Raw genomic sequence first — 13,898 nt, forward strand, 5'->3', positions numbered from 1 at the left:
CACCACGAGCGGAACGGCGAGCGCGAAGGACGCCGAGGTCGCCCGCGTAATGCGGCGGCGCGGCGAGCCGTCGCGCTTCTGGTGGCTCGTGCCGACGCTCTACATCGTCTTCCTCCTCTTGCCGATCTACTGGCTGGTCAACATGAGCTTCAAGACCAACCAGGAGATCCTCGGCACGTTCTCGCTATGGCCGCAGGAACCGACGCTGCGCAACTACGCCGTCATCTTCACCGATCCGTCCTGGTACAAAGGCTACATCAACTCCATCATCTATGTCGTGATGAACACGGCGATTTCCGTCGCCGTCGCGCTCCCCGCGGCCTATGCCTTCTCGCGGTACCGCTTCCTGGGGGACAAGCACCTGTTCTTCTGGCTGCTGACCAACCGCATGGCGCCGCCCGCCGTCTTCGCGCTGCCATTCTTCCAGCTCTACTCGGCCTTCGGTCTGATCGACACCCACATCGCCGTGGCACTGGCGCATTGCCTGTTCAACGTGCCGCTGGCGGTCTGGATCCTGGAGGGGTTCATGTCCGGCGTGCCGAAGGAGATCGACGAGACGGCCTACATCGACGGCTATTCCTTCCCGCGCTTCTTCGTCAAGATCTTCATGCCGCTGATCGCATCCGGCATCGGCGTCGCCGCCTTCTTCTGCTTCATGTTTTCCTGGGTGGAACTCCTGATCGCGCGCACGCTGACCACCACCGACGCCAAGCCGATCGCCGCCATCATGACGCGGACCGTCTCCGCCTCGGGCCTCGACTGGGGGGTGCTCGCCGCCGCAGGCGTGCTCACCATCATCCCCGGCGCGCTGGTAATCTACTTCGTGCGCAACTACATCGCCAAGGGCTTCGCCCTGGGGAGGGTGTGATGGATCTCTCCTGGATGGCCTGGACCTGGCCGACCGCGATCTTCTTCATCGTCATTTTCAGCCTGCTCGTCGGCATGGCCGTCTGGGAATACGCCCGGCCGGGCGGCCACCCGCGCGTCGGCATCCTGCGCTTCGAGACGACGCGCGGCGACAGGCTTTTCGTTTCGCTGCTCGGCAGCGCCTTCATCACTCTCGCCTGGTTGGGACTGATCGGTCCCAGCCTCTGGTGGGCTCTCGCTCTCTCCGTGGTCTACGCCGTCGGCGTGTTTCGCTACGTATAGAGGGAGAAACTGTCGGAGCCGCGGCGTGCCGGCCGCGGCTCCGGATCGCAATCGCAACCTTATGGGAGGACTACTCATGCGACGGCATTTTCTAACATCCACCACCGCCCTTGTCCTGTGTTTCGGCGCAGGAACCGCGTTCGCCGGAATGGACGAGGCCAAACAGTTCCTCGATGCCGAGATCGGCGACATGTCGACGCTCGACCGCGCGGCGCAGGAAGCCGAGATGCAATGGTTCATCGACGCAGCCCAGCCCTTCCAGGGCATGGACATCAAGGTGGTTTCCGAGACGATCACCACGCACGAATACGAATCGAAGGTGCTGGCGCCGGCCTTCACGGCCATCACGGGCATCAAGATCACGCACGACCTCATCGGCGAAGGCGACGTGGTGGAGAAGCTGCAGACCCAGATGCAGTCGGGCGAGAACATCTACGACGGCTACATCAACGATTCGGACCTGATCGGCACCCACTGGCGCTATCAGCAGGCGCGCAACCTGACCGACTGGATGGCGAACGCCGGCAAGGACGTGACCAACCCGAACATCGACATCGACGATTTCATCGGCAAGTCGTTCACCACCGCTCCGGACGGCAATCTGTACCAGCTACCCGACCAGCAGTTCGCGAACCTCTATTTCTTCCGCTACGACTGGTTCAACGACGAGAAGAACAAGGCCGACTTCAAGGCGAAGTATGGCTACGATCTCGGCGTCCCGGTCAACTGGTCGGCCTATGAGGACATCGCCGAGTTCTTCACCGGTCGCGAGATCGACGGCAAGAAGGTCTACGGCCACATGGACTACGGCAAGAAGGACCCGTCCCTCGGCTGGCGCTTCACAGATGCCTGGCTGTCGATGGCAGGCAATGGCGACAAGGGCATCCCGAACGGAAAGCCGGTCGACGAGTGGGGCATCAAGGTCGACGAGAACGACCGGCCCGTCGGTTCCTGTGTCGCGCGCGGCGGCGACACCAATGGACCTGCGGCGGTCTACTCGATCGAGAAGTACCTCGAGTGGATGAAGAAGTATGCTCCGGCCGCGGCCCAGGGCATGACCTTCGGCGAATCGGGACCCGTCCCCTCGCAGGGCGAGATCGCCCAGCAGATGTTCACCTACACGGCCTTCACCGCCGACTTCGTCAAGGAAGGCCTGCCGGTGGTGAACGATGACGGCACGCCCAAGTGGCGCTTCGCCCCGTCGCCGCATGGGGTGTACTGGAAGGACGGCATGAAGCTCGGCTACCAGGACGCCGGCTCGTGGACGCTGATGAAGTCGACGCCGGACGATCGCGCCAAGGCGGCCTGGCTCTACGCGCAGTTCGTCACATCCAAGACGGTCGACGTGAAGAAGAGCCATGTCGGCCTCACCTTCATCCGGCAGTCGACGCTCGATCACGAGTCCTTCACCGAACGCGCGCCGAAGCTCGGCGGCCTCGTCGAGTTCTACCGCTCGCCGGCCCGCCTGCAGTGGTCGCCGACCGGCACCAACGTTCCGGACTATCCGAAGCTCGCGCAGCTCTGGTGGCAGGCGATCGGCGATGCCTCGTCGGGCGCCAAGACCGCCCAGGAAGCGATGGACTCCCTGTGCGCGGAGCAGGAGAAGGTTCTGGAGCGTCTCGAGCGCGCCGGCGTCCAGGGCGACATCGGTCCGAAGATGGCCGAGGAGCACGATCTCGAGTACTGGAACAAGGATGCCGTCTCGAAGGGCAATCTCGCGCCGCAGCTCAAGATCGAGAACGAGAAGGAACAGGGCCAGACTGTCAGCTACGACGAACTGGTGAAGAGCTGGCAGTAGTGGCCACAACGCCCTTCGCGGGCTAGACATTGCGGGGGAGGCGGCATGCCGGCTCCCTCGCTCAATTGGAGGAAAGATGACCGACTTCATCCTCGCCATCGACCAGGGCACGACCTCCTCCCGCGCCATCGTCTTCGACGGCGACATGAAGGTGGTGGCGGTCGGGCAGAAGGAATTCACGCAGCACTATCCAGCTTCCGGCTGGGTCGAGCACGATCCGGAGGAGATCTGGTCGTCGGTGGTGACGACGGTCCGGCAGGCGCTGAGGAAGGCGAAACTGAAGGCGGCCGACATCGCCGCGATCGGCATCACCAACCAGCGCGAGACCGTTGTGGTCTGGGAGAAGGAGACCGGCAAGCCGATCCATAATGCCATCGTCTGGCAGGATCGACGTACGGCCGCCATGTGCCAGAAGCTGAAGAAGAAGGGGCTCGAGCCGAAGTTCGCCAAGCGCACGGGCCTCATCCTCGACCCGTATTTTTCGGGTACCAAGCTCGCCTGGTTGCTCGACAACGTGAAGGACGCGCGCAGGCGCGCCGCGGACGGCGAACTGCTCGCCGGCACGATCGACAGCTTCCTGATCTGGCGACTGACGGGGGGAAAGAACCACGTCACGGACGCCACCAACGCCTCGCGCACCCTGGTCTACAACATCGCCAGGAACGAGTGGGACAAGGACCTGCTGAAGATCCTCGACATCCCCGCCACGATGTTGCCGGAGGTGAAGGACTGCGCCGACGACTTCGGCACCACCGAGGAAAAGCTGTTCGGCGCTGCGATCCCGATCCTCGGCGTTGCCGGCGACCAGCAGGCGGCGACCATCGGCCAGGCCTGCTTCGAGCGGGGCATGATCAAGTCGACTTATGGAACCGCCTGCTTTGCCGTGCTCAACACGGGCGAGGAACTCATCCGCTCGAAGAACCGGCTGCTCTCGACCATCGCCTACAGGCTCGACGGCAAGACAACCTACGCCCTCGAAGGCTCGATCTTCGTCGCAGGCGCGGCCGTGCAGTGGCTGCGCGACGGCATCAAGGTCATCGGCAAGGCGAGCGACAGCGGCGATCTGGCTGCCAAGGCAGACGAGACGCAGGACGTCTATCTCGTGCCGGCCTTCGTCGGCCTCGGCGCGCCACATTGGGACCCGGACGCACGCGGGGCGATGTTCGGCCTGACGCGCAATACCGGCCCGGCGGAGTTCGCCCGCGCGGCGCTGGAATCCGTCGCCTTCCAGACGCGCGACCTGCTCGATGCCATGTGGAAGGACTGCAAGGGTATGCAGGGCAACACCGTGCTACGTGTCGACGGCGGCATGGTCGCCTCCGACTGGGCCATGCAGCGTCTGGCCGATATTCTCGACGCTCCGGTCGATCGGCCGCAGATCCTGGAGACCACGGCGCTGGGTGCGGCCTGGCTAGCGGGATCGAAGGCTGGCGTGTGGCCCGACGCGAGGGCCTTCGCGAAGAAATGGGCGCTGGACTGCCGTTTCGAACCCGCCATGGACGGCAAACAGCGCACGCGCCGCATCAAGGGCTGGAAGGACGCTGTGCGGCGGACGCTCAGCAGCACCTGACCCGATTTTCCGGATTAGCTTGGGGAGAACGGCGCGTGCGGGCACGGCCTGCTTGCGGGGCGGGGCGCTTGTGCCTATGAGACCGCTTTGAGATGAGCTCCCAGCCGGACTTCCCGATCTATCCGCACCGACACCTGCTCGGTATCCGGGAGCTTTCTCCCGCCGACATCGAGTTGTTGCTCGACCGCGCCGAGAAGGCGGTGGCGATATCCAGGCAATCCGAAAAGAAGATGTCGACCCTGCGCGGCCGCACGCAGATAAACCTCTTCTACGAGGCGTCCACCCGCACGCAGTCTTCCTTCGAACTCGCGGGCAAGCGGCTCGGCGCCGACGTCATGAACATGTCGGTGGCGTCCTCTTCCGTTAAGAAGGGCGAGACGCTGATCGATACGGCGATGACGCTGAACGCCATGCGGCCCGACATCCTGATCATCCGCCACTCTTCGGCCGGCGCTGCGGCACTTCTGGCCCAGAAGGTGGGATGCTCGGTGGTCAATGCCGGCGACGGCGCGCACGAGCATCCGACCCAGGCGCTGCTCGACGCGCTGACGATCCGCCGGGCGCGCGGCACCATCGCCGGGCTGACGGTGGCGATCTGCGGCGATGTCCTGCATTCGCGCGTGGCGCGTTCCAACATCATCCTTCTCAACGCACTCGGTGCGCGGGTCCGGGTCGTCGCTCCGTCGACGCTGTTTCCGGCCGGCATCCGTCACATGGGGGTGGAGGTCTTCAACTCCATGTCCGAGGGGCTGAAGGGCGTCGACGTCGTCATGATGCTGAGGCTGCAGCGCGAGCGCATGGAAGGCGCCATGGTGCCTTCGGTGCGCGAATACTTCCGGTACTTCGGCCTCGACGCGGAGAAGCTGAAACTCGCGCGGGAGGGTGCGCTGGTCATGCATCCCGGCCCGATGAACCGGGGCGTCGAGATCGCATCCGAGATCGCGGACGGGCCGCAGAGCGTCATCCAGGAACAGGTGGAGATGGGCGTGGCGGTGCGCATGGCCGTCATGGAGGCGCTGCTGGACCCGCGCCGCAACGAGGATCGCGCCGCATGAGGACGCCCGCGACCGGCACCACCGTCTTCGCAAATGCCCGCATCCTCGATCCTTCGCGGGGGATCGACGAGCGTGGAACCGTGATCGTGACCGACGGCCGCATCGCCGCTGCCGGTGCCGGCGCCGCGAACCAGGGCGTGCCGGAGGGCGCCGAGCAGATCGACTGCGGGGGCAGGGCGGTGATGCCCGGCCTGGTCGACGGCCGTGTCTTCATCGGCGAACCGGGTGCGGAGCACCGCGAGACGATAGCTTCGGCGAGTGCGGCCGCCGCCGCCGGAGGGGTCACGTCGCTCGTCATGATGCCGGACACCAGCCCGGTGATCGACGAGGTGTCGCTGGTCGAGTTCGTGCTGCGCACCGCGCGCGATACGGCCGACGTCAACATTCACCCGGCCGCGGCGATCACCCGCCGCCTGGAAGGGCACGAACTGACGGAATTCGGACTGTTGCGCGAGGCGGGCGCCGTCGCCTTCACCGAAGGGCGGCGCAGCCTGCGTAGCGCGCTGGTCATGCGCCGCGCGCTCACATACGCGCGCGATTTCGGCGCGGTCGTTGCCCACGAGACGCAGGATCCCGATCTTGCCTCCTCCGGCGTCATGAACGAGGGGCTGTTCGCCAGCTGGCTCGGACTGCCCGGCATCCCCCGAGAAGCGGAAGCCATCCCGCTGGAACGCGACCTGCTTCTCGCCCGGCTCACGGGCAGCGCCTATCATGCCGCCAAGATCTCCACCGCAATCTCCGCCTCGGCTATCGCCCGCGCCAAGAACGACGGGGCGAAGGTCACCGCGGGCGTGTCCATCAATCACCTCTCGCTCAACGAGAACGACGTCGGCGAATACCGCACCTTCTTCCGCCTGTCGCCGCCGCTGCGCTCGGAGGAGGACCGCCTGGCGATGGTGGAGGCGGTGCGCGACGGCACGATCGACATCGTCGTTTCCTCGCACGATCCGCAAGACGTCGACACCAAGCGGCTTCCCTTCGCAGACGCCGCCGACGGCGCGATCGGCCTGGAGACGCTGCTGGGCGCGGCACTGCGCCTCCACCACAATGGCGACCTGCCGCTGTTGCGCATCGTCGAACTCCTCTCGACCGCGCCGGCGCGCCTTTTCGGCCTGCCCGGCGGGACGCTCGCGCCCGGGAGCGCGGCCGATCTGATCCTCGTCGATCTCGACGATCCCTGGGTCGTGCAGGAGACCGGAATCCGCTCGCGATCCAAGAACACCTGTTTCGAAGGCGCCCGCCTGCAGGGCCGGGTCTTGCAAACCATGGTAGCGGGCCGCACAATATTTTCGACCCGCTAGCCGGTCGCGCCTGCACAGGACCATCGATGCCCGATCCGATCAGCTGGCAGCTCGCCCTGCCGTATCTCCTCGCAGCCCTGGTTTTCGGATACCTTCTGGGCTCCATCCCCTTCGGCTTGCTGATCACCCGGGCAGCCGGCCTCGGCGACGTGCGCAAGATCGGATCCGGCAACATCGGCGCGACCAACGTGCTGCGGACGGGAAACAAGAAACTTGCCGCGCTGACACTGCTCCTCGATGCGCTCAAGGGTACGGCGGCAGTACTGATCGCGGGTCTCTACGGTCCCGACCAGGCTTTCGTCGCAGGCTTGGGAGCGTTCCTCGGACATCTCTTCCCGGTCTGGCTCGGCTTCAGGGGCGGGAAGGGCGTGGCGACCTATCTGGGCGTCCTCATCGCAGTTGCCTGGGAGGGCGCCCTGGTCTTCGCGGTCGCCTGGCTGGCAGTCGCTTTCCTCACGCGATACTCCTCGCTTGCCGCATTGGTCTCCGCTGTCGCCGTTCCCGTCGCGCTTTATCTTATCGGCCACGTGCAGGCGGCCGAGCTGTTCGTGCTGATGAGCGTTATTGTCTTCTTCAAGCACAGGGCAAACATCGCGCGCCTCGCCGCGGGAACGGAATCCCGTATCGGGGCCAAGGGATGAACCCCCGGCCGGGCGCTGGTCCGCGGTCGCTGAACGACCGTCAGCGCCTGAACTGGTTGCGCCTGATCCGCACCGACAACGTTGGACCGGCGACCTTTCGCGATCTGGTCAACCGGTTCGGCTCGGCCGAGGCCGCGCTGGCGCGTCTTCCCGATCTCGTCCGCGCCGGCGGTTCCGCGCGTCCCGCCAAGATCTGTTCGGAAGACGAAGCGCAGGCGGAACTCGAAGGCATCGCCCGCGTCGGCGCGCGGTTGATCGCACTCGGCGAGGCCGATTATCCGCCGCTCCTGAGAATGATGGACCAGCCGCCGCCGCTGGTCACCGTACTCGGCGAGCCCGCCGTTTTCGCCCTGCCGCCAATGGCGGTCGTGGGGGCGCGGAATGCCTCGCTCTCGGGCATCAAGCTCGCCCGCTCCATTGCCAGCGAGATCGGGCGCGAAGGCTACGCGGTGGTCTCGGGCCTGGCGCGGGGCATCGATGCCGCCGCCCATCAGGGCAGCTTGGCCACCGGTACCGTGGCAGTGCTGGCCGGCGGTATCGACCGGCCCTATCCGCCCGAAAATGTCGAACTCTGTCGCGAAATCGCCGGCAGCGCCGGAGCCGTAGTCACGGAAATGCCGCTGGGCTGGGAACCGCGCGCCCGCGACTTCCCGCGCCGGAACCGCATCATCGCCGGCCTGTCGCACGGCCTTCTGGTCGTGGAGGCAGCCATGCGCTCGGGATCGCTGATCTCCGCCCGGCTCGCGGGGGAGATGGGACGGCTGGTGTTCGCCGTGCCCGGCTCGCCGCTCGACCCGCGTTCGGCCGGAACCAATGGGCTCCTGAAGGACGGCGCAATCCTCGTGACCGAAGCCCGCGACATTCTCGAGCAACTGTCGCCGCTGATCGGCGCGCCGCTTCCGTCGGCAAGAACGCTGGAAGAGCCTCCGGATTTCTCCGTCACGCCGCAGCCCGATGACAGCGACCGCTCGCGCGTCGTCGAGGCGTTGGGCGCGACGCCGACCGCGGTCGACGAGATCATCCGGCACACCGGTCTGCATCCGGCGCAGGTGTTCATGGTGCTCCTGGAACTCGACCTGGCGGGGCGGCTCGAACGGCATCCGGGCGGAATGGTTTCCCTTCTGTTCCCGGGATGATACACTGAGGTTCGGGCCTCGACTGGCGGGAGCCCGCTTCGCCCTAATCACGGAAATGTTCCGGGCGCTTCTGGATATATTGGAACCGCTCGTCACAAGCGTCGTTCCATCGCCAGAGGGACTGAAGTGCCCAGTCAGGAGGCAACTATGAAAAAGTTTATCACAACGCTCTGTGCCGCGGCGATCAGCGTTTCCTTCGCAGGGACGGGATTGGCGCAGACGGCAGCCGGCGGCGTGCAGACCGTGGCCCCGCCGACGTCTAGTGATGCGCGCGTTATCCAGGTGCAGGGCATGGACTACCACGGCGTCGGTCCTCGCTGGAATCGCGGCGGGCGTCATTTCCGCGATGGCCGTCACTACAGGGGTCGCATCCCGCACTATCGGGGTTACCGCGGCCACCACCGCTATCGGCCTGGTTACCGTCGCCACGGAAACTTCTGGTATCCCGGCGCGGCATTCATCGCGGGCGCGATCATTTCCGGCGCTATCAACAACGCCAATCGCTCGGGCAGCCCGCACATCCAGTGGTGTTACGACAAGTATAGGTCCTACCGTGCGTCGGATAACACCTACCAGCCCTACCACGGGCCGCGTCAGCAGTGCTATTCGCCCTACAGCTGATCCTTACAGGAAACCGAAATGAAAGAACCCCGCCGTCGCCGGCGGGGTTCTTTTTTTGACTAGGAGGAAAACTTCAGGCTGCGGCCGAGACGGATCCTTCGGCGCCGGTCGGCACGGAGGCGATCGTCTTCAGAACCTGGCTGGCGATCTGGTAGGGGTCGCCCTGCGAGTTCGGACGGCGATCCTCGAGATAGCCCTTGTAATCGTTGCGGATGAACGAGTGCGGCACCCGGATCGAGGCACCACGGTCGGCGACGCCGTAGGAGAACTTGTTCCAGGGAGCCGTCTCGTGCTTGCCGGTCAGGCGCTTGTCGTTGTCCGGGCCGTAGACCGCGATGTGGTCCATCAGGTTCTTCTCGAAGGCCGCCATCAGCGCCTCGAAATACTCCTTGCCGCCCACCTCGCGCAGGTAGGTGGTCGAGAAATTGCAGTGCATGCCCGAGCCGTTCCAGTCGGTGTCACCCAGCGGCTTGCAGTGATACTCGATGTCGATGCCGTACTTCTCGGTCAGCCGCTCCAGCAGGTAGCGCGCCATCCAGATCTGATCCGCGGCCTTCTTGGAACCCTTTCCGAAGATCTGGAATTCCCACTGGCCCTTGGCGACTTCGGCATTGATGCCTTCGTGGTTGATGCCGGCCGCAATGCACAGGTCGAGATGCTCCTCGACGATCTGGCGTGCAACGTCGCCGACGTTCTTGTAGCCGACGCCGGTGTAATAGGGACCCTGCGGCGCGGGATAACCGGAGGTCGGGAAGCCGAGCGGACGGCCGTCCTTGAAGAAGAAGTACTCCTGCTCGAAGCCAAACCAGGCGCCGTCGTCATCCAGGATCGTGGCGCGCATGTTGCTCGGATGCGGCGTCTCGCCATCGGGCATCATGACCTCGCACATGACGAGAATGCCGTTTGCGCGGGCCGGATCGGGGTAGAGCGCCACCGGCTTGAGGACGCAATCCGAGTTGCGGCCTTCCGCCTGCATGGTCGACGAGCCGTCGAAGCCCCACAGCGGAAGCTCTTCGAGGGTAGGGAAGTCACTGAATTCTCTGACCTGCGTCTTGCCGCGGAGGTTGGGAACCGGGGTGTAGCCGTCGAGCCAGATGTACTCCAGTTTGTACTTGGTCATTGCGTTCTCTCTAGATTGTTGCGCCGGGCGAGGGCCGGTCGCTGCCGTCCTCGAATCTCCGCATTAACCGAAGCAATTCACATGCCAGACCGGCGAACGCATCGCCAAGGCAACGAAAAACATTTGAAATCATTAATTAACTACCGTTTCCGGAACATCCTGTCTCGGTCGGGCAAGCAGGGGGTGCTCCCAGTTCGGTTAAGGAAGTGGCGGCCTGCCGAAAAAATGGGCGCTGATTGCCGATGCATTCGCAGACCGCAACGCATCGCGCGCAAACGACTTTCGCCGGCAGTGACCCACACCGAAAAACAGAACAAATCGGCGCTTTGCCAGTTAGGGGAGCAAGGAACACGTCCGCTTAATAGTTGTGCAATTAGCGATATTTTTTTAGGCACATTGCAAAAAATGCGTGCAGGTATTAGATTCTCTTTCCCAGTCGCACGGTGAGAGCATCATCGAAGGAGAACACAAAGTCATGGTCACGGAATTCGCTCGGCCTTCGGCCCAGATCTATCACTTTCCGGTGAGCGCCGAAGCGCGCCGCAAAGCCAGGGAACGCCGCTTCGATCTCAGACAGCCGCTTGCTGAAGCGTCCGCCGCGGCGGTTGTCGATGGAAGCTGGTACCACGAGGAAGCCATGCGCGAGGAAAGCGGGACCAAGCGCTGAGCCACGCAGTACTCGGATACGCTCTCGGCGACGCTGCCTGATGACCTTTTCCGCGTTCGACGACGGAGACCCCGCTGTCGAATTGCAGGGACGTTTATCGGACGATGCCGACTGAGCACGCTTGCAATTGCGGTCACGACGCGATCGCGGCCGATGGCCTCTCGTGAAGGGACAGGTCGAACTCGACCTGGTTCCGGCCATTCCGCTTTGCCTTGTAGAGACGCTTGTCTGCCTTCCCGTAGAGGTCGGCGAAGGTTGTCCTAAAGCGGAAAGCAGCGCCGCCGACGCTGACGCTCAGGCCATATTGCTTGCCGTCGGGCGCGAATTTCAGTTCCATCACCGCGAGCCGGATGCGTTCGGCCACCAGTTTCATCAGTCCCGGCGGCGTCGATGGCAAGAAGACAGAAAACTCCTCTCCGCCGATGCGGCCGACGATGTCGGTCTGGCGCACTGCGCTACTGATGCCCTGCGCGATCAGCTTCAGCGCCTCGTCGCCGCGATCATGCCCGAACGTATCGTTGACGGACTTGAAGTGGTCGACATCGATCACGAGCAACGCACCCTCCCGTTCCCTTCCTTCAAGCTTTTCGAGATAGCCTTCCACGAGTGCCGTGAACGCCCGGCGGTTGAAGCATGAGGTCAGGCTGTCGGTCGCCGAAACTTCGAGAAGTTCCTGATGCGCGATCGCCATCTCTCGCAACTTGCTCAGGAGGAGGAAGAACAGGGGCGGCGCAAGCAGGAGCGGGATGAGCAGATTGTTGAGGGGGTTGTCGCCCCAGCGCCAGCCTTCTTCGAATGAGTAGCTGTCGAAGGCGAACGACACCGCAATGCAGATCAGCGTGCCGATCGCGGTGGAAAGCAAAACCCGCGCCCGTCCCCGCCGCGAAAAATCCAGCCTGCCTTTGAACATATGAGACCGCTCCTCCTGCTGTCAGCGTAGGAGAGCATCGTTAAGGCGGGCTTTCGCAAACGTGCCCGATCCGATCACGAGATCGTGTAGGTGGTGCACCAACCGCCGAGCGGGCTATGGAGCAACGCGGTGGACGGCCGTTCGCTCGCCGCTTTCGGCTTGGACTGTTGCGGGCTCCTGGAAGGTCCGCCGGGATGGTCCGTCCTAGCGGATGGGGCGATCTTCCCCACCGGCTTCGATTACGCTTTCGAGCAGTTTGCGGAGTGCAGCCGAGCCCTTGTGGCCGAGATGCTCTTCCAGCGCCGAATTCTGCTCTTCCACATGGCCACGCACCCGGTCGAACAGGGCTTTCCCACGATCGGTCGTGTAGACGAGCACGCGGCGCTGGTCCTGCGGATCGGGCGCCCTATGCACAAGGCCGCGCGCCACCATCTTGTCGGTCATCTTCGTCAGCGCCGGGTGGTTCATCAGCACGAGGTCGGCGATCTCTCCCATGGAGCGGCCGTTGCGGTCGCTCAGCACCTCCAGCATGCGCCACTGTTCCACGCTGACGCCCTCCGACTGAAGTTCGCGCTCCAGGTCGCCATGCAGCTTTCGATGGGTCTGCGCCACGAGATAGGCGAGGTAATCGCTCAGCGATCGTTCGGTCACATTCCTCTCCCGGAGGGATGATCGGCTCTGATCCGCCGCGAATCGACGCGGCAATGGCCGATTGCCATCATTGCCCGCTTCAGATACTTAATTCGGAAAACAAAAACAACAATACGGGAACCGAATAGCGGGAGATCCTGGCGAAATGATCCAGCGATCGATGTTGCGCCACGGGGCGGGCGGCCGCGGCTACACGCCGCTGTCCGGCTTCGACGTTCCCGATTGGTCGTATTTTCGAGGCGCCGGGCGAAACCGCATCGCGGTCATGGTCCCGATGAGCGGGTCCGCCGGCATCTGGGGGCCTTCCTGCATCTCCTGCGCCCAACTGGCGGCCGACGAGATCAACCGGCACCGGGGAATCGGCGATCGGGAGGTGGAACTGGTCTTCCTCGATGCCGACGATTCGGTGGTGGACAGTGCGGTCGAAACGATCGCCGGCCTGGTGGATGATGGCGGCGTGAGCGCCGTCGTCGGCATGCATGTCAGTTCCGTCCGGCAGCGGTTGAACGAGGTCCTGCGCGGACGCATTCCCTATGTCTACACGCCGCTCTACGAAGGCAACGAGCGCGCGCCGGGCTGCTTCGCCATCGGCGAGACGCCCGCCGAACAGCTCGCGCCGGCCATCCGTCGTCTTGCGGAGACGCTGAAGGTTCGCCGATGGGCGCTGGTCGGAAACGACTATGTTTGGCCGCGCGCCTCCCACCGGTTCGCCAAGGACCGCATCGCCGAAGCGGGAGGGCAGGTGGTGTTCGAGACCTATGTGCCCTTCGGTATCGAGGAACCCGTGGAACTCGTGGAACGTGTCGCGGCCGCGAAGCCCGATATCGTTCTGCTCTCGCTGATTGGCCAGGAGGCGGTCGAGTTCAACCGGGTCTTCGGCGCGATGCGGCTCGACCGGTCGATCGTGCGGTTCTCCACCGCGATCGAAGAGAACGTGCTGCTGGCGACCGGGGCCGACGGCACGCGCAGGCTCTATGCCGCGTCTGCTTACTTCGCCAGCCTGCGCAGCGATGCGAACCTCTCTTTCGTGGAGCGATACCGCACCCTGCATGGCGAACGGGCGCCGGTTCTCAACGCACTCGGCCAATCCATCTACGAAGGCATGCATTTCTACTCCGCCCTCAGGGACGGCAAGCGCGCGCGCCGAGCGCCGATCGTTTATCGCAGCGCCCGCGGCGGCACCTATTTCGACAACGAGCGGAAGGCAAATCCAATCTATCTGGCCCGCGCCGACGAACATTTGTTCTCGGTCATCGAACGCCTGGTCTGAGGGACCGCT

General features: G+C 64.3%; 14 protein-coding genes. 11 read left to right on the top strand and 3 right to left on the bottom strand.

Annotation, left to right across the window (positions count from 1 at the left end; translation table 11 throughout):
- The first annotated feature begins 49 nt into the window (after nt 1-49).
- From BSQ44_RS13135 to BSQ44_RS13175, 9 genes are all read left to right on the top strand, one after another.
- The gene (locus tag BSQ44_RS13135) at nt 50-868 is read left to right on the top strand and encodes a carbohydrate ABC transporter permease (protein WP_072608041.1); all 819 of its coding nucleotides are present in this window, start codon (nt 50-52) and stop codon (nt 866-868) included.
- On the top strand, nt 868-1,149 hold the full coding sequence (locus BSQ44_RS13140) for a DUF2160 domain-containing protein (protein WP_072604850.1): 282 nt from the start codon (nt 868-870) through the stop codon (nt 1,147-1,149). Before BSQ44_RS13135 ends, BSQ44_RS13140 begins: the two co-directional genes overlap by 1 nt.
- Nucleotides 1,150-1,225: 76 nt before the next feature.
- Entirely contained in the window at nt 1,226-2,947 is a 1,722-nt protein-coding gene (locus BSQ44_RS13145) for an ABC transporter substrate-binding protein (protein WP_072604852.1), read from the top strand.
- Between the two features lie 76 nt (nt 2,948-3,023).
- On the top strand, nt 3,024-4,517 hold the full coding sequence (glpK, locus tag BSQ44_RS13150; protein WP_072604855.1) for a glycerol kinase GlpK: 1,494 nt from the start codon (nt 3,024-3,026) through the stop codon (nt 4,515-4,517).
- 92 nt (nt 4,518-4,609) lie between these two features.
- On the top strand, nt 4,610-5,572 hold the full coding sequence (locus BSQ44_RS13155) for an aspartate carbamoyltransferase catalytic subunit (RefSeq protein ID WP_072604857.1): 963 nt from the start codon (nt 4,610-4,612) through the stop codon (nt 5,570-5,572).
- Nucleotides 5,569-6,873 (top strand): dihydroorotase, encoded by a 1,305-nt coding sequence (locus BSQ44_RS13160; protein ID WP_072604860.1) that lies wholly within the window; start codon nt 5,569-5,571, stop codon nt 6,871-6,873. Before BSQ44_RS13155 ends, BSQ44_RS13160 begins: the two co-directional genes overlap by 4 nt.
- A gap of 26 nt (nt 6,874-6,899) precedes the next feature.
- Nucleotides 6,900-7,514 (top strand): glycerol-3-phosphate 1-O-acyltransferase PlsY, encoded by a 615-nt coding sequence (plsY, locus tag BSQ44_RS13165; RefSeq protein ID WP_072604862.1) that lies wholly within the window; start codon nt 6,900-6,902, stop codon nt 7,512-7,514.
- The gene (gene dprA, locus BSQ44_RS13170; RefSeq protein ID WP_072604864.1) at nt 7,511-8,650 is read left to right on the top strand and encodes a DNA-processing protein DprA; all 1,140 of its coding nucleotides are present in this window, start codon (nt 7,511-7,513) and stop codon (nt 8,648-8,650) included. Before plsY ends, dprA begins: the two co-directional genes overlap by 4 nt.
- 147 nt (nt 8,651-8,797) lie before the next feature.
- Nucleotides 8,798-9,271, top strand: coding sequence for a BA14K family protein (locus BSQ44_RS13175; protein WP_072604866.1), 474 nt, complete (start codon nt 8,798-8,800; stop codon nt 9,269-9,271).
- 73 nt (nt 9,272-9,344) lie between these two features.
- On the opposite strand, the gene BSQ44_RS13180 is transcribed toward BSQ44_RS13175, so the two are convergent.
- Nucleotides 9,345-10,391, bottom strand: coding sequence for a glutamine synthetase beta-grasp domain-containing protein (locus BSQ44_RS13180; RefSeq protein WP_072604868.1), 1,047 nt, complete (start codon nt 10,389-10,391; stop codon nt 9,345-9,347).
- Nucleotides 10,392-10,866: 475 nt separating this feature from the next.
- Here BSQ44_RS13180 and BSQ44_RS13185 point away from each other — a divergent pair, with 475 nt between their 5' ends.
- A complete protein-coding gene (locus BSQ44_RS13185) occupies nt 10,867-11,058 on the top strand; it encodes a DUF2735 domain-containing protein (RefSeq protein WP_072604871.1) in 192 nt (63 codons plus the stop codon).
- Between the two features lie 133 nt (nt 11,059-11,191).
- Here BSQ44_RS13185 and BSQ44_RS13190 read toward each other — a convergent pair whose 3' ends face one another.
- Both BSQ44_RS13190 and BSQ44_RS13195 read right to left on the bottom strand, forming a co-directional pair.
- Nucleotides 11,192-11,968: a GGDEF domain-containing protein gene (locus tag BSQ44_RS13190; RefSeq protein WP_072604873.1), complete on the bottom strand. Its 777-nt coding sequence runs from the start codon at nt 11,966-11,968 to the stop codon at nt 11,192-11,194.
- A gap of 204 nt (nt 11,969-12,172) precedes the next feature.
- Nucleotides 12,173-12,619: a MarR family winged helix-turn-helix transcriptional regulator gene (locus tag BSQ44_RS13195; RefSeq protein ID WP_072604876.1), complete on the bottom strand. Its 447-nt coding sequence runs from the start codon at nt 12,617-12,619 to the stop codon at nt 12,173-12,175.
- 145 nt (nt 12,620-12,764) lie between these two features.
- Here BSQ44_RS13195 and BSQ44_RS13200 point away from each other — a divergent pair, with 145 nt between their 5' ends.
- Complete coding sequence (locus tag BSQ44_RS13200) at nt 12,765-13,889, top strand: substrate-binding domain-containing protein (protein WP_210187877.1); 1,125 nt, start codon at nt 12,765-12,767, stop codon at nt 13,887-13,889.
- Nucleotides 13,890-13,898 lie beyond the last annotated feature (9 nt).

It is taken from the genome of Aquibium oceanicum, assembly GCF_001889605.1.
In the GTDB taxonomy this organism is placed as follows: domain Bacteria; phylum Pseudomonadota; class Alphaproteobacteria; order Rhizobiales; family Rhizobiaceae; genus Aquibium; species Aquibium oceanicum.